The organism is Mycolicibacterium iranicum, assembly GCF_014190915.1.
In the GTDB taxonomy this organism is placed as follows: domain Bacteria; phylum Actinomycetota; class Actinomycetes; order Mycobacteriales; family Mycobacteriaceae; genus Mycobacterium; species Mycobacterium iranicum_B.
The window spans coordinates 152,794-174,785 of sequence record NZ_JACHVU010000006.1; the positions used below are offsets into that span (position 1 = coordinate 152,794).

The following is a 21,992-nucleotide window of genomic DNA, read 5'->3' on the forward strand; positions in this document are numbered from 1 at the left end:
ACAGATGTGCGTGGGCGGATCCGAGGAGACGTCATGAAAGTTCCGTTCACCTGGAAGGTCACCGGCTGGTTCATGATCGGGTGGTCGGCCGAGTTCGAGATCGGCGACGTGAAGGCGCTCAAGTACTTCGGGGAAGACCTGGCCGCCTACCGCGACGAGGCAGGCGAACTCCATGTTCTGGAAGCACACTGCCGCCACCTCGGCGCCCACATCGGCCACGGCGGCAAGGTCGTCGGCGACTGCGTCGAATGCCCCTTCCACGGATGGCGGTGGGGACCCGATGGTGCCAACGCCTACATCCCGTATCAGCCCGACCGCCCCAACCGAGGGCTCAGGCTGCGGTCGTACCCGGTCAAGGAGCAGTACGGGTGCATCTTTCTGTGGTACCAGCCCGCAGGTGAGGAACCGCAGTGGGAGCTGCCGGACATCTTCCACAAGTTCCCCCAGTTCGAGACCGACGCAGGCGCCTACTACCGGCCCTACCCCGAGTTCTCCAGCCGCGCCGATGCCATCCCGGTGCATCCGCAGATCGTCGCCGAGAACGGCCCGGACAGTTCCCATTTCCGCTACGTGCACGGCGCGTCGGTGACGCCGGTCTGCCTGCACTGGGAGAACGCCGACGAGGAGTGGCGGTTCCTGACCGGCTGGCCCGACGCCCGCAGCGACGACCCGGAGGCGATGGCACTGCGCATCCACAGCCACTTCTCCGGACTGGGCTTTGCGATGAGTGCCTTCGAAGGCTCGTCGAACCACCGGCTGATCTTCGCGTGCACACCGGTCGACGACGAGGTGTCCGACATGTTCTATTCGATCTGGTGGCCCAAGCTCCCCGGGGAGACCTCCGACGTGCCGCCACCCGAGGTCATCGAGAAGGTGGAACGGCAGTTCCTCAAGACGGTGTGGGAGGACTGCGACATCTGGCGCCACCAGAAGTACATCGAGCATCCGGCGCTGGCCAAGGTGGACGCCAAGCCGTACATGGCGTTGCGCAAGTGGGCCCAGCAGTTCTACGAAGTTCCCCCCGCCGGGGAACCCGCCCCCGCTCGATGAGGGTCCCCCTCGCCGAACTGGTCGCCCCCGGGCATACCGCCGTGGTGACTCAGGAGTGCCAGGGCGCGGTCGTCGGGACCGACGCGGGTCTCGGGACGCTCGCCGCCGAGGCGCGCCGCGAGGCCCTGCCCAACATCGCCCGCCTGTTGCCCGTGGCGCGCGAGGCCGGCGTAGACGTCGTGCACTGCCTGGTGCAGCGCCGCCCCGACGGCCGCGGCGCCAACCACAACGCCAAGCTCTTCGCCCTGGGAGCGGCCGGTGTCGACATCACCCCGGGCAGCCCCGGCACCCGGCTGGTCCCCGAAATCGACCTCCAGCCAAGCGATCTGGTCCTGTACCGGTGGCACGGCCTCGGCCCGATGGGGGGCACCGACCTCGACGCGATCCTGCGTAACCTCGGCGTCACGACGATCGTCGCCGTGGGGGTCTCGGTCAATGTCGCGGTCACCAACCTGGTGATGGATGCGGTCAACGCGGGATACCGGGTGGTGCTGCCGCGCGACGCGGTGGCCGGAGTTCCGGCCGACTACGCCGGCGCCGTCGTCGACCACACGCTGTCGCTGCTTGCGACGGTGACGACCACCGACGATCTGCTCGCGGCCTGGAGGTGACGGTGGCGGCCATACAACTTTCGCCCAACTGTCCACCCATCGGGCTGGCCCGTCTAGAGTCCATCGCATGACCGAGTCGACTCAGTTCACCGTCCCGGCCGCCGCCGACGCCGTCGCAGCGGTGATCGGCGACCGCGAGTTCATCATCCAGGGCGAGCGCCGCTACACCTACGCCCAGATCGTCGAGCGATCCACCCGGTTCGCAGCCTTCCTGCACGCCCAGGGGCTCGGCTGTCACACCGAGCGGGACGGTCTGCCCGGCCACGAAGTGGGGCAGGATCTGCTGGGCATTTACGCCCACAACGGTCCGGAGTACGTGGAGGGGATGCTGGGCGCGTGGCGGGCCCGCGTCGCGCCGTTCAATGTCAACTACCGATACGTCAAGAGCGAGCTGCACTATCTGCTCGCCGACTCGGGCGCTACCGCGCTGCTCTACCACGCCGCGTTCGCACCCCGCCTGGCCGAGGTGATGCCCGACCTGCCCGCGCTGAAGGTCCTGATCCAGATCGCCGACGCGTCCGGTAACGAATTGCTGCCCGGCGCAGTGGATTACGAGTCGATCGTGTCCGAAGGCCCGGCGCAGCCTCCGCCCGTCGAACCGTCCCCCGACGACCTCTACGTGCTCTACACGGGCGGCACCACAGGGATGCCCAAGGGAGTGCTGTGGCGCCAGCACGACATCTTCGTCGCGTCGTTCGGCGGCCGCAGCCTCTACACCGGCGAGCTCGCCACCTCCTACGAGGACATCGCCCAGCGGTGCCTCGAATCGCCGGGCACCAAGCTGATGGTGCTCCCGCCGCTCATGCACGGCGCCGCGCAATGGGCCGTGTTCACGGCGATGAACACCGGTCAAACCGTGGTGTTCTCCCCCGTCACCGATCACCTCGACGTCGACGACGTCGTCGCCACGATCGAGCGGGAGAAGATCCTGGCCGTCACCGTCGTCGGGGACGCCATGGCCCGCCCCCTGGCCGATGCCTTCGAGCGCACCAGCGCCGATCTGACGTCGCTGGCCGTCGTGGCCAACGGCGGCGCACAGCTCACGCCCACCGCCAAACAGCGGCTCATCGACGCCAAGGAGAACCTGATGGTGGTCGACGGCGTCGGCTCGTCGGAGACCGGCGCCCAGATGACGCACATGTCGGCCCCGGGCTCGGTGTCCACGGGCAGGTTCACGGCCGGGCCCGACACCTTCGTGGCCGCAGAGGATCTCGGCGCGATCCTGGAACCCGGCCACGACGGCATGGGCTGGCTCGCCCAGCGCGGATACGTGCCGCTGGGCTACAAGGGCGACGCCGCCAAGACGGCCGCCACCTTCCCGGTGATCGACGGTGTTCGCTACTCGGTGCCCGGCGACCGGGCCCGCCACCTCGCCGACGGGGCGGTCGAACTGCTCGGGCGAGACTCGGTCACCATCAACTCCGGTGGCGAGAAGATCTTCGCCGAGGAAGTGGAATCGGCGATCGCGTCCCATCCGGCCGTGGCCGATGTGGTGGTCGCCGGCCGACCCAGCGACCGCTGGGGGCAAGAGGTGGTTGCCGTGGTCGCCTTGGCCGACGGGGCCTCCGCGACGGGCGAGGAGCTCATCGACCACGCGTCGGCGGTGATCGCCCGCTACAAGCTGCCCAAAGCGGTCGTGTTCCGGCCCGCCATCGAGCGCAGTCCGGCCGGCAAGGCCGACTACCGCTGGGCGCGCGAGCAGGCCGTCAGCGGCGCCTGAGTCGCCGCCGCGTCCGCCGGCGGGCCAGACCCAGCGCGAGCGCCGTGGTCACCCGCATCGAGCGGGTGAAGGGGGGCGCCGCGCGACCGGTGATCGTGAACGGAAGGTCACTGCCGGCGACGGTGCGGTGATGGCTGAACGTGTCGAAGCCGGCCTTACCGTGATAGGCGCCCATGCCGCTGCGGCCCACGCCGCCGAACGGCGCCGCTGACGGGATCATCTGCGCCGCGAAGTCATTGCGAGCCACACCCCCGCTGCGTGTATGCCTGACGAACGACCGGAAGTCGGCGTCGTCGGGCCCGAACCAGTACGCCACCAGCGGGGCAGGGTGGGCATTGACGTAGTCGATCACGTCGGAGAACCGCTCGTAGGGTTCGACCGTGAGCACGGGACCGAAGGTCTCCTCGGATGCGATCCGCATGCGGTCGTCGACGTCCTGCACGACGGTGGGCGCGATCTTGCGGGTGCCGCGGTCGGGCAGCGTCTCCCCCGGCGGCACCATCGAGTACACGCGGGCACCTTTGTCGCGGGCGTCCTCGATGAGGCCGGCGACGCGGTCGAAGTTGGCGTGGTTGACCGACGAGCAGTAGTCCTCGTTGGTGTGGATCGACGGGAACATGGCGCGCCACGTCTGGAGCACGACGCGGACGAACTCGTCCGTGTGCTCCCTCGGCACGAAGACGTAGTCGGGGCACACGCACACCTGGCCGCCGTTGATCATGCGGCCCTGGGCGATTCGCGTCGCCGCGCGCGTGACCTCCGCGTCCGGACCGACGACCACCGGGTTCTTCCCGCCGAGTTCCAGTGTGACGGGCACGAGGTTCGGTGCGGCCGCCCGCGCGACCAGCGCACCCACCGACGGCGAGCCGGTGAAGAACAGGTGGTCGAGGGGCAGCGCCGCGAACGCGGCGGCGATCTCGGGGCCGCCCGTGACGACCGCGAGCTCCTCGGTCGCGAAATAGTCGGCCGACAGTCTGCGCATCGTCTCCGCCGTGCGCGGGGTGACCTCGGACATCTTGATCATCACCCGGTTCCCGGCCGCGAACGCCGCGGCCGCGGGTAGCACCACGAGGTTGAGCGGGAAATTCCACGGACCGATGATGCCGACGACACCGAGAGGAGACGGCTCCACCTCGGCACGGAGTCCGAACACCCGGGCCGGACGCATCAGCCGCCGGGTCCGCATCCATTGCCCGACATGCGATCTGGTGTGCTCGATCACCGAGATCATGCCCATGATCTCGGTGAACAACGACGCCGCCCGCGGCCGCGTCCCGAAGTCCCGGGCCATCGCGTCGACGAATTCGTCGGTGTTGTCGAGGACCAGCGCCAGCAGGCGGTCGATCCGGTTGCGCCGCAGTGCCGCATCGGGCGGGCCGTCGGCAAGGAATGCCGCGCGCTGACGCTCCAGGACGGCGGTCATCGGGTCTTGCCTGCGGGCATCGACACCGTCGAGCAGGGCTGGCATGGCGCCCACGGTAACACCTCAGGCTGCTGTACAGGACAATACTGTAAGAGTTACAGTAACTCTGTGGAGACCCCGGTACAGGACGTCTCGATGGAGGATCCCATCGACCTGCGCGACCCCTACCCCATGTTCGCGCGGCGGCGTGAGGAAGGCGGAGTGTTCCGCGGCTCGGTGATGGACTGGTCGAGAACGCCGGATTCGCTCAAGCCCGAGAACCTTTATGCGGCGGTGTCCTTCGACGCGGTCAACAGGGTGTTCCGCGACGGCAGGGTGTTCAACTCCGCGATCTACGACGCGACCATCGGACTGTTCATCGGCCCGACGATCCTCGCGATGGAGGGCAGAACGCACTGGGAGCACCGCAACCTCGTCTCGGCCGCGTTCAAGACGCGGTCATTGGCGCGCTGGGAGCCCGAGATCGTCCGGCCGGTGGTCGACGAACTGATCGACGAGTTCATCGACAACGGCCACGCGGACCTGGTGCGCGATTTCACGTTCGAGTTCCCGACCCGGGTCATCTCGCGCCTGCTCGGACTGCCGCAGGAGGACCTGCCGTGGTTCCGTCGACGCGCCGTCGAATTAATCAGCTACACCGTCAGATACAAGCGGGCATTCGAGGCGTCCGCTGCGCTCAGGGACTACTTCCTCACTCAGATCGAGAAGCGCCGCAGCGCACCGACCGACGACATCATCGGCGACCTGGTCTCGGCCGAGATCGACGGCGAGCGGCTCACCGACGAGGCGATCTATTCGTTCCTCCGGCTCCTGCTGCCCGCTGGCCTGGAGACCACCTACCGCTCCTCGGGGAATCTGCTCTACCTCCTGCTGACCCACCGGGATCAGTTCGACGCAGTAAACGCCGACCACGAACTGATCGCGCAGGCCATCGAGGAGGGCCTGCGCTTCGAAACCCCGCTGACCACCGTGCAGCGCTTCGCCGGCGAGGACACCGAGATCGACGGGGTGCCCATCCCCGCAGGATCGGTCATCGACGTGTGCATCGGTGCGGCCAACCGCGACGGAGCCCGCTGGGAACGCCCCGAGGAGTTCGACATCTTCCGAAAGAGGCTGCCGCACCTTTCTTTCGCCGCGGGAGAACACACCTGCATGGGTCTGCACCTGGCGCGCATGGAGACCCGGGTGGCCGTCGAGACGCTACTGACCCGCCTGTCGGACATCCGGCTGGTCACCGATGACGACCCGCACATCCACGGCCAACCGTTCCGGTCGCCGACGGCGATCCCGGTCACCTTCACCCCCGCGGAATAGCATTCCCGGTCGCGATGGGGCCGGGGCGCACAGCCCTGACCTCTCGCCCGCGGCGTGACGGTCAGGCCTTCCGGCGTTCGCGGCGGGCGATGGTCTTGGTCTCCAGGTACTGCTGAAAACCCTCGATACCGCACTGGCGGCCGACACCGCTGTTCTTGTAGCCGCCGAACGGGGCGTCGGCGCCGTAGAACATGCCGCCGTTGACTCCGAACGACCCGGTCCGGACGCGCCGCGCGATGCTCATCCCCCGCTCGGCCGAACGGGACATCACCGCCCCGGCGAGCCCGAATGCGCTGTCGTTGGCCAGCCGCACCGCGTGGTCGTCATCGTCGAACGGCAGCAGCACCAGGACCGGTCCGAAGATCTCGTCCTGGGCGATCGCGGAACTGTTGTCGACGCCGGTGATCACCGTCGGCGCGACGAAGTGTCCGTCGGCCAGATGCTCGGGCAGGCCCTCGACCGGTCCCCCACCGACGGTGACCTCGGCTCCGTCGCGACGTGCGCGAGCGATCGCGGCGAGCACCCGCTGCTTCTGCGCGGCACTGATCACCGGACCGACCAGCGTGCCGGGGTAAATCGGATCACCAACGGGCACAGACTGATAGGCCGTCGTGATGTCAGCCACGGCCTGGTCGTAGAGGGAGCGGTGGATCAGCATGCGGCTGGTGGCCGCGCACGCCTGCCCGGCATGCACGCACACCCCGACCGCGGTCGGGACGATGACGGCGGGGTTGGCGTCGTCGAGCACGATCGCCGCGGACTTGCCGCCGAGCTCGAGGAACATCCGCTTCATCGAGTCCGCGCCCTGACGCATCAGCAGCTTGCCGACGGCCGTGGACCCGGTGAACGACACCAGGTCCACCCTCGCATCGGTACCCAGCAGACCGGCGACGTCGTTCGACGGTGTCGTCACGACATTGACCACACCCGGCGGGAAGTCGGTCTTCTCGGCGATGAGCCGACCCAACCGGGTGGCGTTCCACGGGGTGTGCGGGTCGGGCTTGAGGACGACGGTGTTACCCGCCGCCAGTGCAGGCCCGAGCTTGTTCAGGATGACCTCGATGGGGAAATTCGACGGCGTCACCGCGGCTACGACACCGACCGCCTCCTTGACGACCGTGCGGATGTTGCGGTCCCCGAACAGCCCACCGCCGTCGAGAACACGCTCCCACTCGAACTCGTCGATGAGCCGTGTCGGGTAGCGCAGCGATTCGGCCAGCGGCCAGTCCAGTTGCGCGGACTCGGTGGTCATCACCGGGCAACCCACCTCGGCGACGAGTTCGGTTCGCAGCTCGTCCTTCTCGGCGTCGATGGCGGCCTGCAACTGTTCCAGGCAGCGCTTGCGCAGCACGCGGTTCGTCGACCAGTCGGTCGTGTCGAAGGCGGCGCGCGCCGCGGCGATCGCGCGGTCCATGTCCTGCGCTTCGGCCGCTGCGGTGTCCCCCAGGACGATGCCGGTGGCGGGACTGAGATTGTCGAATCGTGCGCCGGACACGGCCTCGACCAGTTCGCCGGCGATGAGCATCCTGCCCTCGGCACGAGCGCCGGCTCGCCTGCCCCAGTCGACGCTGGTCTCGGTACGTTCGGCGGGGATCGCGCTCACCTAACACCTCCGGCGGCCTGTCTGGGATGACCAACGGTAAACATTACAGTATTGACGTTCCGCTAAACTTCCCCGGAGTAGCCGTTCGACGTCGTGGTCAGAAGGGAATGAGCGTGATCAAGGTGATGGAGGGCGTCCGGGTCCTCGAGGTTGCACAGTTCACGTTCGTGCCTGCGGCCGGGGCGATCCTCGCCGACTGGGGCGCCGACGTCATCAAGGTCGAGCACCCCGTCCGCGGCGACACCCAGCGCGGCTTCATCAACATGGGCGGCTTCCAGCTGGATCCGAACCGCCACCCGCTGATCGAGCATCCCAACCGCGGCAAGCGCAGCGTCGGGATCGACGTGTCCACACCCGAGGGGCAGGAGGTGCTCTACGAGCTCGCCAAGACCGCCGACGTCTTCCTGACCAACTACATGCCGCAGGCGCGGCAGAAGAACAAGTTCGACATCGAACACATCCGCGCGGTGAACCCCGACATCATCTATGCGCGCGGAAGTGCTTACGGCGACAAGGGACCCGAGCGCCTCGTCGGAGGCTTCGACGGCACAGCGTTCTGGACGCGCAGCGGCGTCGGCCACGCGTTGACTCCCGAAGAGCTCGGCGGCGCACTGCCACAGGGCATTCCGGCCTTCGGCGACTCGATCGGCGGCATGAACATCGCCGGCGGCATCTCCGCGGCACTGTTCCACCGGGAACGCACCGGTGAAGCCATCGAGCTCGACGTGTCGCTGCTCAGCACCGCATGGTGGGCCGCAGGCGCCAGCGTGACCCAGGGCATGGAGACCGGCGAGACGATGCGCTCACTGATGCCAGGGACGACGACGTCGGTGAACCCGTTCATGGCGAACTACCTGACCTCCGATGGCGGCACCATCAACCTGTGCATCGTGAGCCCGACCGGGTACATCCGCGACGCGTTCGAGCACCTCGGCCTCGCCGAACTGGCCGACGATCCGCGGTTCTGTGACGTGATGCCGCTGATCCAGAACGCCGAAGCGGGTGTGCAGCTCATCGCCGAGGCCATCGCCGCCAAGCCGTTCGACTACTGGCGGCAACACCTGAAGACGATGAAGGGTCAGTGGGCCCCGTTCCAGAGCCTGGTGGACCTGGCCACCGACGAGCAGGCCCTCGCCAACGACATGGTCGCCGAAGTCGAGGCCGGCGACGGCGGCGCACCGTTCAAGGTGGTCCGCGGGCCGGTGCAGTTCAACCACGAACCGCTGGAGACCACGCGCGCGCCACAGGCTTCCGAGCACACCGAGATCGTGCTGATGGAGCTGGGCCTGGACTGGGACCGCATCGAGGAGCTCAAGGACAAGGGCGCGATCGCCTAGCCCGCCGGGGCCACGTCAGACCCTGTCGACGCGGACGGGCACGCCCGTCAGCCACGCCATGCCGGACAGCGACTCGACATCGTCGGGCTCGCTCGAGGTGAGCAGGTTGACGTTGGTGCCGCCGGCCTTGTTGGCCACCTGCCAACCACCGGTTCCCTTGTGGCCCCAGCCGTGCGGCACCGCGATGACCCCGGGCATGATGTCCTTGGTCACCGTGACGGGGACGGTGATCGCCCCGAACGGGGAGCTGATCTGCACCGTTCCGCCGTCGTCGATGCGGAGTTCGGCGGCGTCGTCGGCGTTCATCAGCCCATGGTGGCCTCGGTCACCGCGCATCAGCAGCGGCGCGTTGTGCATCCACGAGTTCTCCGAACGAGGTTCGCGCATCCCGATCATGCGCAGCGGATACGCCTGCGGCTTCTCCGGCCTCGACACGCTGGCGATCTCGGCGGCGATGTCCGCGTGTTCCAGCTGGATCCGGCCGTTCAGATACGAGATCGCCTCCTTGAGGACCCCCGTCCGGAGGTTCGGTGAGATCACCCTGCCGTGGGCGTGCTCACGGGCCAGCCGGTCGAAAGTGAGCCCACCGCTGCGCAGCCCGTATCTGTCGCCGCCCGCGGCGACCCGGATGATTCCGTCGGCGAACATCTTCGGGGTGAAGGGTCGGCCGATCTTCCTCAGGGCCCGCCCTGCCGCGGCGAGCGCGCCGAACACCCGCGATTCGCCGGACATCCGGCTCATCAGGTCGCCGACGATCTCCCACTCCTGACGAGCCTGGCCCACCGGGGCGACGACTGCGTCGGTCGCCTGCCGGAACGGGGTCGCCTGGAACGGCTGGAACGTCAGCGGGAAATCGTCGCGCTCGTACATCGTCGTCACCGGCAGCACGTAGTCGCAGTGCGACGTCGTCTCGGTCAGGTAGAAGTCCAGCGCTACCGACAGATCCAGGGCGTCGAGCGCCGACTCGAGCTCGTCGCCGTTGGGCACCGAGAGCACCGGGTTGCCCGCGCTGATGAACATGGCCCGGATCTGGCGCTGTCCGGGCGTGGTCATCTCCTTGGCCATCAACGCGGCCGGTTCCGAGCCGATGATCGCGCGGAAGCCGCCGATGCGCGAACGCCGGCGCCGGTAGGTGCGGCGCAGCACCGCGCCCATGCCGATGTTCACCAGCCGCTGCGCGGGCAGGCCCAACCCGCTGATGACCGAGCCGCCGGGCTTGTCGAGGTTGCCGGCGACGAGGTTCACGACGTCGATCAGGTAGGACGTCAGCGTCCCGTAGCGGCCCACGCACGTCCCGAGCCGCCCGTAGACCGCCGAGCGCGACGTGGCGGCGAGGTCACGCGCCAGACCGCGCACGACGTCGGGATCGATCCCGGTGTGCGGTGCCGTCGCCTCGGGGGTGAATGGCGCGACCCGGCTCCGCAGCCAGTCCACTCCGTCGACGACGGGCGCGATGTCGCGCGTGTGGGCCAGACCCTCGGCGAACATCACCTGCAGCAGCGAGAGCAGCAGCAGCGCGTCGGTGTCGGGCACGATGCCGCACCACTCGAACTGAGCTGCGGTCTCGGTCTTCCGCGGGTCGATCACCACCACGCGACCACCGCGCTTGACGATGTCGTGCATGCGGTCCTTGATGCGGGGCGCGGTGAGGAAACTACCGTGCGAGACCACGGGATTGGCGCCCATGACGACGAGCAGGTCCGTGCGGGCGAGGTCCGGGATCGGCACCGACGTCGGCGTTCCGTAGAGGAGCTGGCTGGCCATCAGGCGGCTGTTGGTGTCCTGCGACGACGCGGTGTAGAAGTGGGTTCCGCGGCCGATTCCCTTGATGAAGCCCATGATCGAGAGCACGTGCGCGTAGCTGAACGCTCCCGGGTTTCCCATGTACCAGCCGACGGCGCCCGCGCCGTGGTCACGCAACACCGCGGTCAGGCGGCTCGCGATGTCAGTCAGCGCCTCCTCCCAAGTCACCGGCTCGAAACCGCCCGGGGTGCGCCGCAGGGGCGAGGTGACACGATCGGGGTCGTTGACGACCTCAGTGAACGCGATGCCCTTCTGGCAGGCGAAACCGGCCGACAGCGGATGCTCCCTGTCGGGCCTCAGCGAGACGAGGGTGCCGTCCTCGACGGTGGCGATCATGCCGCACAGCGGCTCACAGATCCGGCAGAACGTGACCTTGTGCTCGACGTGGTTCGCCATATCGTCCTCTTCCGGGCTGTGCTACTTCGATAGTCTGCGGCGGATGCGCTGGATTGTCGACGGAATGAATGTGATCGGCTCACGTCCCGACGGATGGTGGCGCGACCGGCATCGGGCGATGGCCACCCTGGTGGAACGCCTCGAGCGTTGGGCGGCCGCCGAAGGCGCCGATGTGACAGTGGTTTTCGAGCGCCCGCCGGCACCGCCGATCGAGTCCGCGTCGGTCACCGTCGCCCATGCACCGCTACCAGCCCCGAACTCCGCCGACGACGAGATCGTCAGGATCATCGCCGCCGATCCTCATCCGGAGCAGATCCGCGTCGCGACCTCGGACCGGACCCTGGCCGAACGCGTCCGAGCATCGAACGCGACGGTCTGTCCCGCCGAGCAGTTCCGCGACGTGATCGACCCGCGGTGAGCGTCACCGCAGAATCCGCACCGGGACGTGGGACCAGCCCGCGACGTTCTGCATGCTGACCCGCCGGCATCCGTCCCACCGCACCTCGTAGCGCGGCATGAGGTCCAGGAGCCTGTCGAGGGCGATGGCGCTCTCCAGCCGGGCCAGCGCCGCACCGAGACAGCTGTGGATGCCGTACCCGAACGCCAGGTTCTGCGCCTCGGAACGATCGCGGTGGATGTCGAACACGTCGGGCGCCGTCCAGGCGTCGGGATCGCGATTGGCCGAGGCGCCCAGGAGGAACACCGGCGCGCCGGCCGGGATCGTCACCCCGTGCACCGTGACGTCGGCTCGGGACCTGCGGACGTTGTATTGCACGGGAGCGTCGTAGCGCAGGAGCTCTTCGATCGCGACACCGATTCTGCTTCGGTCGGCGACCAGCTCCCGCCACTGCTCCGGGTGGCGCGCGAATGTGACAGCGGCACTGCCGATCAGCTTCGTCACCGTTTCGGCTCCTGCCCCGCCCAGCAGGGTGGCGAAGCCGGCGATCTCGGAGTCCCGCAGCCGGTCGACCGTGCCGTCCTCGCGTTCGACCTGCGCGGCGATCAGCGCGCTGATCATGTCCTCGCGTGGCTTCTCGCGGCGCTCCTGGATCAACTGGTAGTACATCAGCCACATCTCGGCCATCGCCTGCATTCCGGCTTCCGACATGTCGATCTGCCCCGGCTCACGGTGCAGTGACTCGTCGATCCACACGCGCACCTGCTGGCGCAGCTCTTCCGGGACGCCGAGCATCTGACTGATGACCTCGACCGGGAAATACACGGAGAAGTCCTGAACGACATCGAATTCCGAGCAGTCCCCGTCGCCGACGGCCGCCGCGAGGAAACGCTCGACGGTGTCGGTCACCATGGCGCGCAATGCTTCGATCGCGCGCGGGGTGAAGACCTTGTTGACCAGGCTGCGCATCGCGCGGTGCTCCGGCGGGTCGATCGAGATGATCATCTTGGCCGGAACCTTCTCACCTCTGCGGACCATGCCGAGGTCCACGCCGTAGGCCGACGAGAACGTGGCGAAATCCCTGAGCCCGGCCGCGACGTCGGCGTGCCTGCTCAGCGCGTAGAAGTCGTAGGTCTCGTTGTAGTACACGGGCGCCTCGGCACGCAGCCGCGGATAGCAGGCGTGCGGGTCCTCATAGAAGTCCGCCGAGAACGGATCGAAGTGCACACCTGCGCCGAGGACGGGCACGACCACCTCCTGTAAGCCATCCGGTTGTGCTTTCGATAAGGGTCACCCTATCCTGCTGATGGCCACCGCGGCACAGGACAGGACGGGATGTGACCGACGCCTACTACGAGCTCGTCGACGGCGACGACCCCCGCGGGGAACGCTTCACGGCCTCCGAGCACGTCATCAGCACGTGGGGATCGTCGATGCAGAACGCCGCCCCGGTGTCGGCGCTTCTGGTCCGGGCCATCGAGGGGTGCGCACCGCGCGACGATGCCCGCCTCAGCCGCGTCGTGGTCGATCTTCTCGGACCGGTTCCCGTGACCGAGGAGCTGTGGGTGCAGGCGCGAGTCGAGCGGCCGGGCAGGCAGATCGAATTGCTCAGCGCCGAGATGACCGCGCCCGGGCCCGACGGGTCGCCCAGGCGGGTCGCGACGGCGTCGGCGTGGCGGTTCCAGCGGGCGGCGACCGCGTCGCTGCCCGACGGTCCGGTCGAGCCGATGCGACCGGTCACAGAAGGCGTCCGGCGGCTTCACGACGACGGCAGTGACCGCACCTACATCCAGAGCCTGGACTGGCGATGGCTCAACGACATCCTGCACAGCGTGCGGGCCGAGTGCTGGGCCATGCCGCTGGTCGATCTGGTGGCCGGCGAGTCGCTGACGCCCGCGCAGCGTCTGTTCACGGTCGCCGACATCGCCAACGGGATGGGCAGCCGGCTGGACCCGAGCCGATACACGTTCCTCAACACCGACCTCGCGGTCCACATCCACCGCATGCCCGCCGGCGACTGGATCGGGGTCCGGTCCGAAAACCATTACGGCGCCGACGGAGTCGGGGTGTCCCGAGGAATGCTGTTCGACGAGGACGGCCCTGTGGCAGCCATTCAGCAGGCGCAGCTGGTGCGTCTACGAGCCTGAAAGGAAACCTTCCATGCACGACGTCGCGATCATCGGGGTGGGCCTGCACCCGTTCGGCAGGTTCGAGGGCAAGACCGCGATGCAGATGGGAGTCGACGCGATCACCGCGGCGGTCGCCGACGCCGGCGTGTCCTGGAATGACATCCAGTTCGGGGTCGGCGGAAGCTGGACGGTCGCCAACCCGGACGCGATCGTCGGCATGGTGGGCCTGTCCGGGATCCCGTTCACGAACGTCTTCAACGCGTGCGCCACCGCGGCCAGCGCCACGAAGGCCTGCGCCGACGGAATCCGGCTCGGCGACTACGACATCGGCATCGCCGTCGGTCTGGACAAACACCCCCGCGGCGCGTTCACCGAGGACCCCGGGCTGGTCGGCATGCCGGCCTGGTACGCCGAGAACGGCCAGTACCTGACCACCCAGTTCTTCGGCATGAAGGCCAACCGTTATCTGCACGAGCACGGCATCAGCCACCGGACGCTGGCCAAGGTCGTCACCAAGAATCTGCGCAACGGCGCGCTGAACCCGAACGCGTTCCGGCGCAAGCCCATGGCCGAGGACGCGATCCTCGACTCGCCGATGCTCAATTACCCGCTGACGCAGTACATGTTCTGCTCACCCGACGAGGGCGCTGCCGCCGTGGTGATGTGCCGGGCCGACCTCGCCCACAGGTACACGAACAAGCCGGTCTTCGTCCGCGCCGTCGAGGTCCGCACCCGCAAGTACGGCGCCTATGAGGTCAACACCACCTTCGCCCCCGTCGAGGAGGACGTGGCCCCGACCGTGTACGCGTCACGGGCCGCTTTCGAGAAGGCGGGCATCGAACCCTCCGACGTCGACGTGATCCAGTTGCAGGACACCGACGCCGGCGCCGAGATCATCCACATGGCCGAGGCCGGCTTCTGCGCAGACGGCGAGCAGGAGAAGCTCATCGCCGACGGCGCCACCGAGATCGGCGGGGCCATGCCGGTCAACACCGACGGGGGCCTGCTCGCCAACGGCGAGCCGATCGGTGCGTCCGGGCTGCGTCAGCTGCACGAGATCGTGCGTCAGCTGCGTGGTGAGGCGGGCGACCGCCAGATCCCCGGTGCGCCGAAGGTCGGCTTCGCCCAGCTCTACGGCGCACCGGGCACCGCGGGCGCCACCATCCTCACCACCTAACGATTTCGGTGTCGCTGGTCAACGTCAGCGTGACCGACGGCACCGAAGTCACCGGGCGGACGGGTAGCTGGGCTTGCCGAGGCCCAGCACGTACTGCGCGATCATGTTGCGGAACACCTCGAGCGTGCCGCCGTAGATGCCGACCAGCGGTGCGAACCGGTACACGTACTCCGCCGCGCCGTCGTCGGCCGCGCCGTCGGTGCCGACCGGCAGTGCCGACGCCGCACCGAGCAGATCCATCAGGTCGGGTGAGATGTCGCGCATGGTCTGGGCCAGCGCCACCCGGCCGAAGATGCTGGGCGCCGACAGCGAGGCTTCCATCCTGGCGACGCTGCGCCCCAGGCGATACGCCACGGACCCGTCGTCGATCAGCCGGTGCCCGTCGAGACCCTCGACGGTCGACTTCTGGGCGGCCTTGTCGACCGCGGCGGCCATGAACATCGCCTGGTGCATCATGATCGCGACGTCCTGCAGCCCGTCGTCGGCGGCGGCCACGTCGCCGTGCTCGGCGTTGAGCGGTTCGCGGACCACGGTCCACCCACCGTTGACCTCGCCCAGGCGGTAATGGTCAGAGATCCTGACGTCGCTGTAATAGACGATGTTCGTGCGATCGCCGTCGACGGTGCGGATGCCCTGGATCTCGATGCCGGGTGTGTCCAGCGGCACCAGGAACATGGTGAGGCTCTTGTGTTTCGGCGCGTCCGGGTCGGTGTTGGTGATGAGGAAGACGTACTGGCAGTTGTGTGCGCCGGTGGTGAACATCTTGGAGCCGTTGATGATCCAGCTCGACCCGTCCGCTTCGCGCACGGCGCGGGTCTTGCACGTGGCGACGTCCGAGCCGCCCTCGGGTTCGGTGTAGCCCAGGCACATGCGGACGTGCCCGCTGTAGACGCGCGGCAGCACCTCGGCTTTGAGCTCGGGCGACCCGAACTTCTCCACCGACTTCGTGATCATCGCAGTGGTGCCCGACGTCACCCACGGCACATGGGCCCGGCGCTTTTCCAGCTCCCAGATCCGCCGCTGCACCCGGGTGAACGCGTGCTCGGAGTCGGCCTTCCATTCGCGCTCCAGGTAGCCGGCGCTGCCGAGCGCGAGATGCACGCCCTCATCGAAGTTGTCACCGGTCTCGCGGTCACGCCGCAGGACGTCCTCGGTGACGATCTCACCCAGAAACGACCGGACCTCGTGCTGGAACTTCTGCTCGTCCTCGGCGAGGTCCACGTGCGAGAAGTCCATGGTCTAGCTCCGTCCTTCGCGCTCGGCGACGATCCCGGCGATGTGCTTGGCCGCGATCGCGGGATCTCCCCCGGCGACGGCCCATCCCCGGGCCCGCACCAGGTAGGCGGTGGCGGCGGCTTCCGCGGACACGCCGAGACCGCCCTGGACGTGAACGGCCATCGTCGCGGCTTTCGCGGCCTCCTCGGCCATGAAGACGAAGACCGACGGGGCGAGCTCGCGCCGTTCGTCCGGCTCGTTGTCCAGGAACCAGGCCGCACGCCGGGCCAGATTGCGACCGCCCTGCACGGTGATCGCGATGTTGGCCAGGGGATGGGAGATGGCCTGCAGCGTCGAGATGGGAACACCGAGGGTGTAGCGGGTCTTGGAGAACTCGGCGGCGATCGTCATGGTCGCCTCGACCAGGCCCACGAGCGCGGCGCCGGTCAGCAGTCGCCATTCGTCCACCGCACGTTGATATTCGGCCACGGCGTCGGCCCCGGAGGCCAGCACGGTCCGACCGTCCGCGGCCGCGGGGTCCACCCACGCCATCGGCAGCTTGCCGATGTTGTCGACACGCGCGGGTCGGCTCGAGAAGGTCAGCGACACGATCTCGTCGCCGTCGCGGGCCATCACGTGGTCGGCGACCGATCCGGCAGGGATCAGCCGCGATCCGGGCCGGGTGTCCTGCTGGGGGTCGAGCGCGGCCACCTGTCGACCGCTCACCACATCCGCCCCGACCGAACCGAGCCGCGCCAGCAACCGCGCCGCGACGACGTGATCGATCCACGGCACCGGCGCCAACGACCGGCCGATCTCCTCGGCCACCAGGGTCAGGTCGACCAGCGTCGCCCCGTCGCCGCCCACGGATTCCGGCAGGGCCATCGTGGTGGCGCCCATGGCACACAGCCGCTCCCACAGATTCTTGTCGAACCCGGACTCCTCGGCTGCGCGGACGGTCTCGATGGTGCACCGGGTTGCGAAGAAATCCCGGTAGGCCGCCTGCAGCGCCGTATGGTCCTCCGAGAGGCTGTAGTCGAGCCTGCGCAGTTCGTAACGGTCCACGGTCAGGTCTCCTGTTCGTCGGGGCCGAAGAAGAAGTCGTTGGCGTTGCGGTACAGGTAGTTGTCCAGGACGTCGGCGGGCAGGTCCAGCGCGAGTGCCTCGGGGACAACACGGCTCTGGCGCAGCACCGGCCAGTCCGAGGCGAACAGGACCTTGTGCTTGCCGCGCGTACGCATGTAGTGAAGCAGGCTCTCGGGCAACCTCTTCGGTGACCACGCCGAGGTCATGATGCGCAGGTTCGCGTATTTGATGAGCAACCTGATCGCGACATCCCACCACGGATCGGCGCCGTGGATCATGCACAGCTTCAGCTCGGGGAACCGTACGCACACCCGGTCGAGATGGATCGGGTTCTGCGCCTCTCCGGGGATCGGGGGGCCGGGCAGACCGGTGTTGACGCACAACGGAAGGCCCAACTCGGCGCACTTGGTGTAGAGCGGGTAGTACACCGCGTCGCTGGGCGGATACATGCCGTCGCCCCAGAAGCTGGGACCCACGACCGCGTAGGCCACCGGCAGACCGGCGACCACCGCGGACAGTTCGCGCAGCGACGGCATCGGCCGCAGCAGGTTGACGCCGCCTATACCGAGGGCGAATTTGTCGGGTCGTTCCTCGACGAACCTGCGGGCCGTCGCCGACGGCCTGACGAGGTTGTCCATCAGGATGGCCTTCTCGACGCCGTGCTCGGCCATCTCGTCGAGCAGTGCGGGGAGCTCGACCTGGTCGTAGAGCGAGCGCGGTCCCTTGAAGTAGTCGTCGCGAACCTTCAGCATGAACTCCGGCTGCGTGGCGGTCTCGCCGAAGTGCACATTGACGAGTGCGTCGAGGACCCTGTGCGTCACGGCTGACCTGCCAACGCGTTCCGCTCCGCGACAACGCTTTTCGCCCACCGGTAGTCCGCCTTGCCGTTTCCGAGCCTGCGCACCTTGTCGACGTAGACGAACTCCTTGGGCGCCTTGAAGCGGGCCAGGTGCGCAGTGCAACTCTTCAGCAGGGCGTCCGGATCCGCCTCGGCACCGGGGCGGCGCTCGATCACCGCGACGATCTCCTGACCCCAGCGATCGCTGTCGCGGCCGACCACCAGCGCGTCGGCGACGTCGTCGTGTGCGCGCAGAACCGCCTCCACCTCCTCGACGAAGACCTTCTCGCCGCCGGTGTTGACCACCAGGGAGTCCCGGCCGTAGAGCCGCAACGTCCCGTCCGGTTCGAGCGAGGCCCGGTCACCCGAGACGACGACGCGCAACCCGTCGACCACCGGGAAGGTTCTCTGTGTCGCGACGGGATCGTCGAAGTAGCCCAGCGGGATCCGGCCCTTCCTGACCACCCAGCCCACCTCGGTCTCCCCCGGTTCGACGAACCGGCTCAGATCCGCCGAGACCACGGTGCCGCCCTCGCGAAGGTCGAACGTCTCACGACGGGACCCGCGCTGGTTGTGCCCGAAGCCCATGTTGCCTGTCTCCGAGGAGCCGTACCCGTTGATGATCGTCAGCTGCGGCAGTTTCTCCAACAGGGCCGCCACGTGTTTGGGATTGGTTGCCGCGCCGCCCGTTCCGATCGCATAGAGCGATCCGAGGTCGTAGTCGGCCCGCTGGAGTTCGGCGATGAGCGGGGCGGCGTATGCATCGCCCACCATCGTCATCAGCCCGACCCTCTCCTGCTCGGCCGTGCGCCACACCCGCTGCGGGTCGAACTTCGCACGGTCGTCGTACAGGACGACGGGCAGACCGGCCAGCGCGCCCGAGAACACCGTCCAGAGCCCCGCGGCGTGCATCAACGGTGAGACCGCGAACCACGGCGCGCCGGTGTTGCCGGCCACCTTGTCCTGGATCTCGCTCGCCGAGGCGTGGTCGGCGCCGACCATCGACGACACGTAGGTGTCGCTCTGGCGCCACAGCACACCCTTGGGGCGGCCGGTGGTGCCGCCGGTGCAGTACATGATGAGGTCATCCGGTGAGCCCGCGATGCGTCGGTGCGGATCCCCCTGGGCGACAGCATCGTCGAACCGAACGGCGCCGGGAAGCCCCGGCGCGTCCGATTCGTCGTCGACCTCGATCAGCAGCTCGGCGCCCGCTGGGAGGTTGTCGGCGAATCTGAGGCCCAGTGCCCGGTGGTAGACGACGACGCGGGGTTTGACGTAGTCGAGCAGTTCGGCGACCTCGCGCGGCGTGTAGTGGTGGTTGACGTTCACCGGGACCGTGCGCGCCTTGAGGGCGCCGAGGACGACCTCGGGGTACCGGTCGTTGTACATGATCAGGGCGACGCGGTCCTGTCCACACTCCCAGTTGTCCAGCCCGTCGCGCTCGCGGTGGGCGCCGAGCCCGCGACCGGCCAGGAAGTTCGAGAACTGCCGCGTGCGCCGGGCCATGTCGCCGTAGGTGGTCGTGCGTTCACCGCACAGCGTCATCGTGCGGTCGGGGATCACGTCGGCGATGGCATCGACGACATCGCCCAGCGTCCATTCGGCCATGAGGGTTACGCCGTGGCGCCGACGTCGGCACCCACGAGCGTGAGTGCGTTGTCGCGCATGACCTTTCGGGTGTCCTCCGCGCTGAACTCCGGGAACTGCGGGATGTCGGCGGTGAACGTCATCGGATCTGCCAGGCCCTCGCCGTGGGGCCAGTCCGAGCCGAACAGGATCTTGTCCACGCCGATGGTCTCCGCCAGCATCTTGACGTCGTCCTCGTAGTACGGCGCGATCCAGACGTTGTTCCGCAGCTGCTCGACCGGGTCCTCTTTGTAGTGGTAGGGCGCGGTGTTCGCCGATTTCCTGAGCCGTTTGATCAACCGGTAGACGAAGTAGGAGCCGTTCTCGATGCTGGCCACCTTCAGCGTGGGGTGCCGGGTGAACACCTGGTGGACGATCATGGACGCCATCGCGTCGTGGATCGCGCGATCGTCGAGCAGCACCTGGTCGAGCGGATCCTTCTTGCCGAACCCTTCGAACGTCGCCTTACCGCCCCACAGCGCCGCGATCGCGAGATACCCGCTGTCGGACAGGTGGAAGACGACCGGGACGCCGGCCTCGGCCAGCCGGGCCCACACCGGATCGTGTAGCGGGTCGCCCAGGGAGCGGGGCTTGACCGCTCCCGGAACCGGTGCGGGCCGCACGCAGACGATCTTGGCGCCACGGCCGAGCACGAACTCCACCTCGTCGACGGCCTTGTCCGGGTCGGCCAGCGAGATGATCGGCGCCGACAGGATGCGGTGGTCGGGGCGGTCGAAGCCCCAGTCCTCGTCGAGCCACAGGTTGAAGGCGTGCACCGACGCCATCGTGGCCTCGATGTCGTTCTTGAGGGCCTCCTCGACACCGCACGCGAACGTGGGCAGCATGAAGACGGTTTCGAGGTTCTGCTTGTCGAGGATCGTCACCCGGGCGTCGCGGTTCTGGTACTCGGGGTGGTCACCCAGGCGGTCGACCTTCATCAGCGAGGCAGGGTCGACGCCCTCGGGGATCTCCCCGCGGAACAACAGATCCAGACACCCCGGCTCGATGATCGGGTCGAAGGTCGGGTTCGGGATGAAGTGGTTGACCACGCCACCCATCACGGCGAAGGTCCGCTTGCCCTCGGTGAGCATCTGAACACCACGGCGTGTGAACTCCTTGGGCAGGTGCCGGGTGAACGAGTCGGTCGGTTCGTAGTAGTGGTTGTCCACGTCGATCGCCCGGTAGTCCAGGGGTTGCACGTGCTCGCCGGTCATGGCGTCTCCTCCTTCAGCGGCGGGAAGTTCGGTGTGCGCTTCTCGAAGAACGCAGTGATGCCTTCGATGAAATCGGGCCGGAGCATGGATTCATGCATCAGTTTCTCCGCATCGGCACTGGCGTGGTGGACATTGCGCACAGCGTCCCCGTAGAGCTGGCGCTTGATCACCGCGAGCGAACTCGGCGCGCAGTTGCGGGCCATGTCGTCGGCGTAGGCCAGAACGCGCGGCATCAGCTCGTCGGGCGCCAGCACATCCTTGACCATGCCCAGTTCCCTGGCCTCCTCGGCGAAGAACGTCCGCCCGGACAGCAGCAGATCCTGGGCGGCACCCCAGCCGACGACCCGCGGCAGGATCCAGGAAATGCCGTACTCGCCGATCAGCCCGCGGCGGGCGAAGGCTGTGGTGAATTTCGCTCCCGCAGAGGCGAACCGGATGTCGCACATCAATGCCTGCGTGAGGCCGATCCCGGCGCATGCTCCGTTGATCGCGGCGATCACGGGAGTGCGGAGTTGCGTGACGAAGTGCGGATGGCGTTCGCCCACGAGCTGCGTGACGTCGGTGCCCTGTGGGCCGGACCCGGCGTCGGCGCCCTGCGACCCGCTCGGCTGCGCGGCCCCGCTGATGGTGTCGAGGTCGCCCATGTCGGCGCCCGCGCAGAAGGCGCGGCCGTTGCCGGTGAGCACGATGACGCGAACGCCGGGATCCGCTTCGGCGCGGTCGATGCAGCGGTAGAACGCGCGGGCCAGACCTCCGCCCCAGGCGTTCATGCGCTCCGGCCGGTTGAGCGTCACCACCGCGACGCCGTTGTCGAGGTGCTCGGACAGAACCGGCTCCGCCGGTCCGGCCGCTGCGGGCTCGGCGACGCGATCGACAGCGCTCACCGGTGGACCTCCCTCAGCTTCGGAGAATGACCATACTGTACACCTATCGGTAGCGCCTTCCGCAACCTCCGGGACGGGTCGGGCGCCGGGTCTACCGCGTTCCGGTGCGCCACACGGATGTTGTTCTGTCCCATCCGGATTCACGTTCGAAGCTGCTGCCGCCGTGGCG

General features: G+C 68.1%; 18 protein-coding genes. 8 read left to right on the plus strand and 10 right to left on the minus strand.

What is annotated here, in order from left to right; translation table 11 throughout:
• The first annotated feature begins 33 nt into the window (after positions 1–33).
• From FHR72_RS15210 to FHR72_RS15220, 3 genes are all read left to right on the plus strand, one after another.
• Positions 34–1,050, plus strand: coding sequence for an aromatic ring-hydroxylating oxygenase subunit alpha (locus FHR72_RS15210; protein WP_183469430.1), 1,017 nt, complete (start codon positions 34–36; stop codon positions 1,048–1,050).
• Positions 1,047–1,661, plus strand: a complete 615-nt coding sequence (locus FHR72_RS15215; protein WP_183469432.1) for a cysteine hydrolase family protein — start codon at positions 1,047–1,049, stop codon at positions 1,659–1,661. Before FHR72_RS15210 ends, FHR72_RS15215 begins: the two co-directional genes overlap by 4 nt.
• Before the next feature lie 67 nt (positions 1,662–1,728).
• Positions 1,729–3,381 carry a medium-chain acyl-CoA ligase Mig gene (locus FHR72_RS15220; protein ID WP_183469434.1) on the plus strand — a complete coding sequence of 551 codons (1,653 nt, stop codon included), beginning with the start codon at positions 1,729–1,731 and terminating at the stop codon, positions 3,379–3,381.
• On the opposite strand, the gene FHR72_RS15225 is transcribed toward FHR72_RS15220, so the two are convergent.
• A complete protein-coding gene (locus tag FHR72_RS15225; RefSeq protein ID WP_183469436.1) occupies positions 3,368–4,849 on the minus strand; it encodes a coniferyl aldehyde dehydrogenase in 1,482 nt (493 codons plus the stop codon). The two genes, FHR72_RS15220 and FHR72_RS15225, sit on opposite strands and share 14 nt — an antisense overlap.
• Positions 4,850–4,912: 63 nt before the next feature.
• Between FHR72_RS15225 and FHR72_RS15230 the strand changes: the two genes are divergently transcribed.
• A complete protein-coding gene (locus FHR72_RS15230; RefSeq protein WP_183469438.1) occupies positions 4,913–6,118 on the plus strand; it encodes a cytochrome P450 in 1,206 nt (401 codons plus the stop codon).
• A gap of 61 nt (positions 6,119–6,179) precedes the next feature.
• On the opposite strand, the gene FHR72_RS15235 is transcribed toward FHR72_RS15230, so the two are convergent.
• Positions 6,180–7,643 carry an aldehyde dehydrogenase family protein gene (locus tag FHR72_RS15235; protein ID WP_183469675.1) on the minus strand — a complete coding sequence of 488 codons (1,464 nt, stop codon included), beginning with the start codon at positions 7,641–7,643 and terminating at the stop codon, positions 6,180–6,182.
• Positions 7,644–7,846: 203 nt separating this feature from the next.
• On the opposite strand from FHR72_RS15235, the gene FHR72_RS15240 reads away from it, so the two are divergent.
• Complete coding sequence (locus FHR72_RS15240) at positions 7,847–9,058, plus strand: CaiB/BaiF CoA transferase family protein (RefSeq protein WP_183469677.1); 1,212 nt, start codon at positions 7,847–7,849, stop codon at positions 9,056–9,058.
• Positions 9,059–9,073: 15 nt separating this feature from the next.
• Here the strand turns inward: FHR72_RS15240 and FHR72_RS15245 are convergent, their stop codons facing one another.
• Complete coding sequence (locus FHR72_RS15245) at positions 9,074–11,257, minus strand: molybdopterin-containing oxidoreductase family protein (RefSeq protein WP_183469440.1); 2,184 nt, start codon at positions 11,255–11,257, stop codon at positions 9,074–9,076.
• Positions 11,258–11,300: 43 nt separating this feature from the next.
• On the opposite strand from FHR72_RS15245, the gene FHR72_RS15250 reads away from it, so the two are divergent.
• Positions 11,301–11,675 (plus strand): NYN domain-containing protein, encoded by a 375-nt coding sequence (locus FHR72_RS15250; RefSeq protein ID WP_183469442.1) that lies wholly within the window; start codon positions 11,301–11,303, stop codon positions 11,673–11,675.
• 3 nt (positions 11,676–11,678) lie between these two features.
• On the opposite strand, the gene FHR72_RS15255 is transcribed toward FHR72_RS15250, so the two are convergent.
• Positions 11,679–12,902, minus strand: a complete 1,224-nt coding sequence (locus FHR72_RS15255; RefSeq protein WP_183469444.1) for a cytochrome P450 — start codon at positions 12,900–12,902, stop codon at positions 11,679–11,681.
• 89 nt (positions 12,903–12,991) lie between these two features.
• On the opposite strand from FHR72_RS15255, the gene FHR72_RS15260 reads away from it, so the two are divergent.
• Together FHR72_RS15260 and FHR72_RS15265 are read left to right on the plus strand one after the other, a co-directional pair.
• Entirely contained in the window at positions 12,992–13,801 is an 810-nt protein-coding gene (locus FHR72_RS15260) for a thioesterase family protein (RefSeq protein WP_183469446.1), read from the plus strand.
• Between the two features lie 13 nt (positions 13,802–13,814).
• On the plus strand, positions 13,815–14,960 hold the full coding sequence (locus tag FHR72_RS15265; RefSeq protein WP_183469448.1) for a thiolase family protein: 1,146 nt from the start codon (positions 13,815–13,817) through the stop codon (positions 14,958–14,960).
• A 48-nt stretch (positions 14,961–15,008) separates the two neighbouring features.
• Here FHR72_RS15265 and FHR72_RS15270 read toward each other — a convergent pair whose 3' ends face one another.
• The 6 genes from FHR72_RS15270 to FHR72_RS15295 are packed head-to-tail and all read right to left on the minus strand — an operon-like array spanning position 15,009 to position 21,823.
• A complete protein-coding gene (locus FHR72_RS15270; protein ID WP_183469450.1) occupies positions 15,009–16,196 on the minus strand; it encodes an acyl-CoA dehydrogenase family protein in 1,188 nt (395 codons plus the stop codon).
• A 3-nt stretch (positions 16,197–16,199) separates the two neighbouring features.
• Positions 16,200–17,240 (minus strand): acyl-CoA dehydrogenase family protein, encoded by a 1,041-nt coding sequence (locus tag FHR72_RS15275; RefSeq protein ID WP_183469452.1) that lies wholly within the window; start codon positions 17,238–17,240, stop codon positions 16,200–16,202.
• Between the two features lie 2 nt (positions 17,241–17,242).
• On the minus strand, positions 17,243–18,082 hold the full coding sequence (locus FHR72_RS15280) for an amidohydrolase family protein (protein WP_183469454.1): 840 nt from the start codon (positions 18,080–18,082) through the stop codon (positions 17,243–17,245).
• Positions 18,079–19,707: an acyl-CoA synthetase gene (locus FHR72_RS15285; protein ID WP_183469456.1), complete on the minus strand. Its 1,629-nt coding sequence runs from the start codon at positions 19,705–19,707 to the stop codon at positions 18,079–18,081. Before FHR72_RS15285 ends, FHR72_RS15280 begins: the two co-directional genes overlap by 4 nt.
• 5 nt (positions 19,708–19,712) lie before the next feature.
• Positions 19,713–20,939: an amidohydrolase family protein gene (locus tag FHR72_RS15290; protein ID WP_183469458.1), complete on the minus strand. Its 1,227-nt coding sequence runs from the start codon at positions 20,937–20,939 to the stop codon at positions 19,713–19,715.
• On the minus strand, positions 20,936–21,823 hold the full coding sequence (locus FHR72_RS15295; protein ID WP_183469460.1) for an enoyl-CoA hydratase: 888 nt from the start codon (positions 21,821–21,823) through the stop codon (positions 20,936–20,938). The genes FHR72_RS15290 and FHR72_RS15295 overlap by 4 nt, the downstream gene beginning before the upstream one ends.
• Positions 21,824–21,992: the final 169 nt, after the last annotated feature.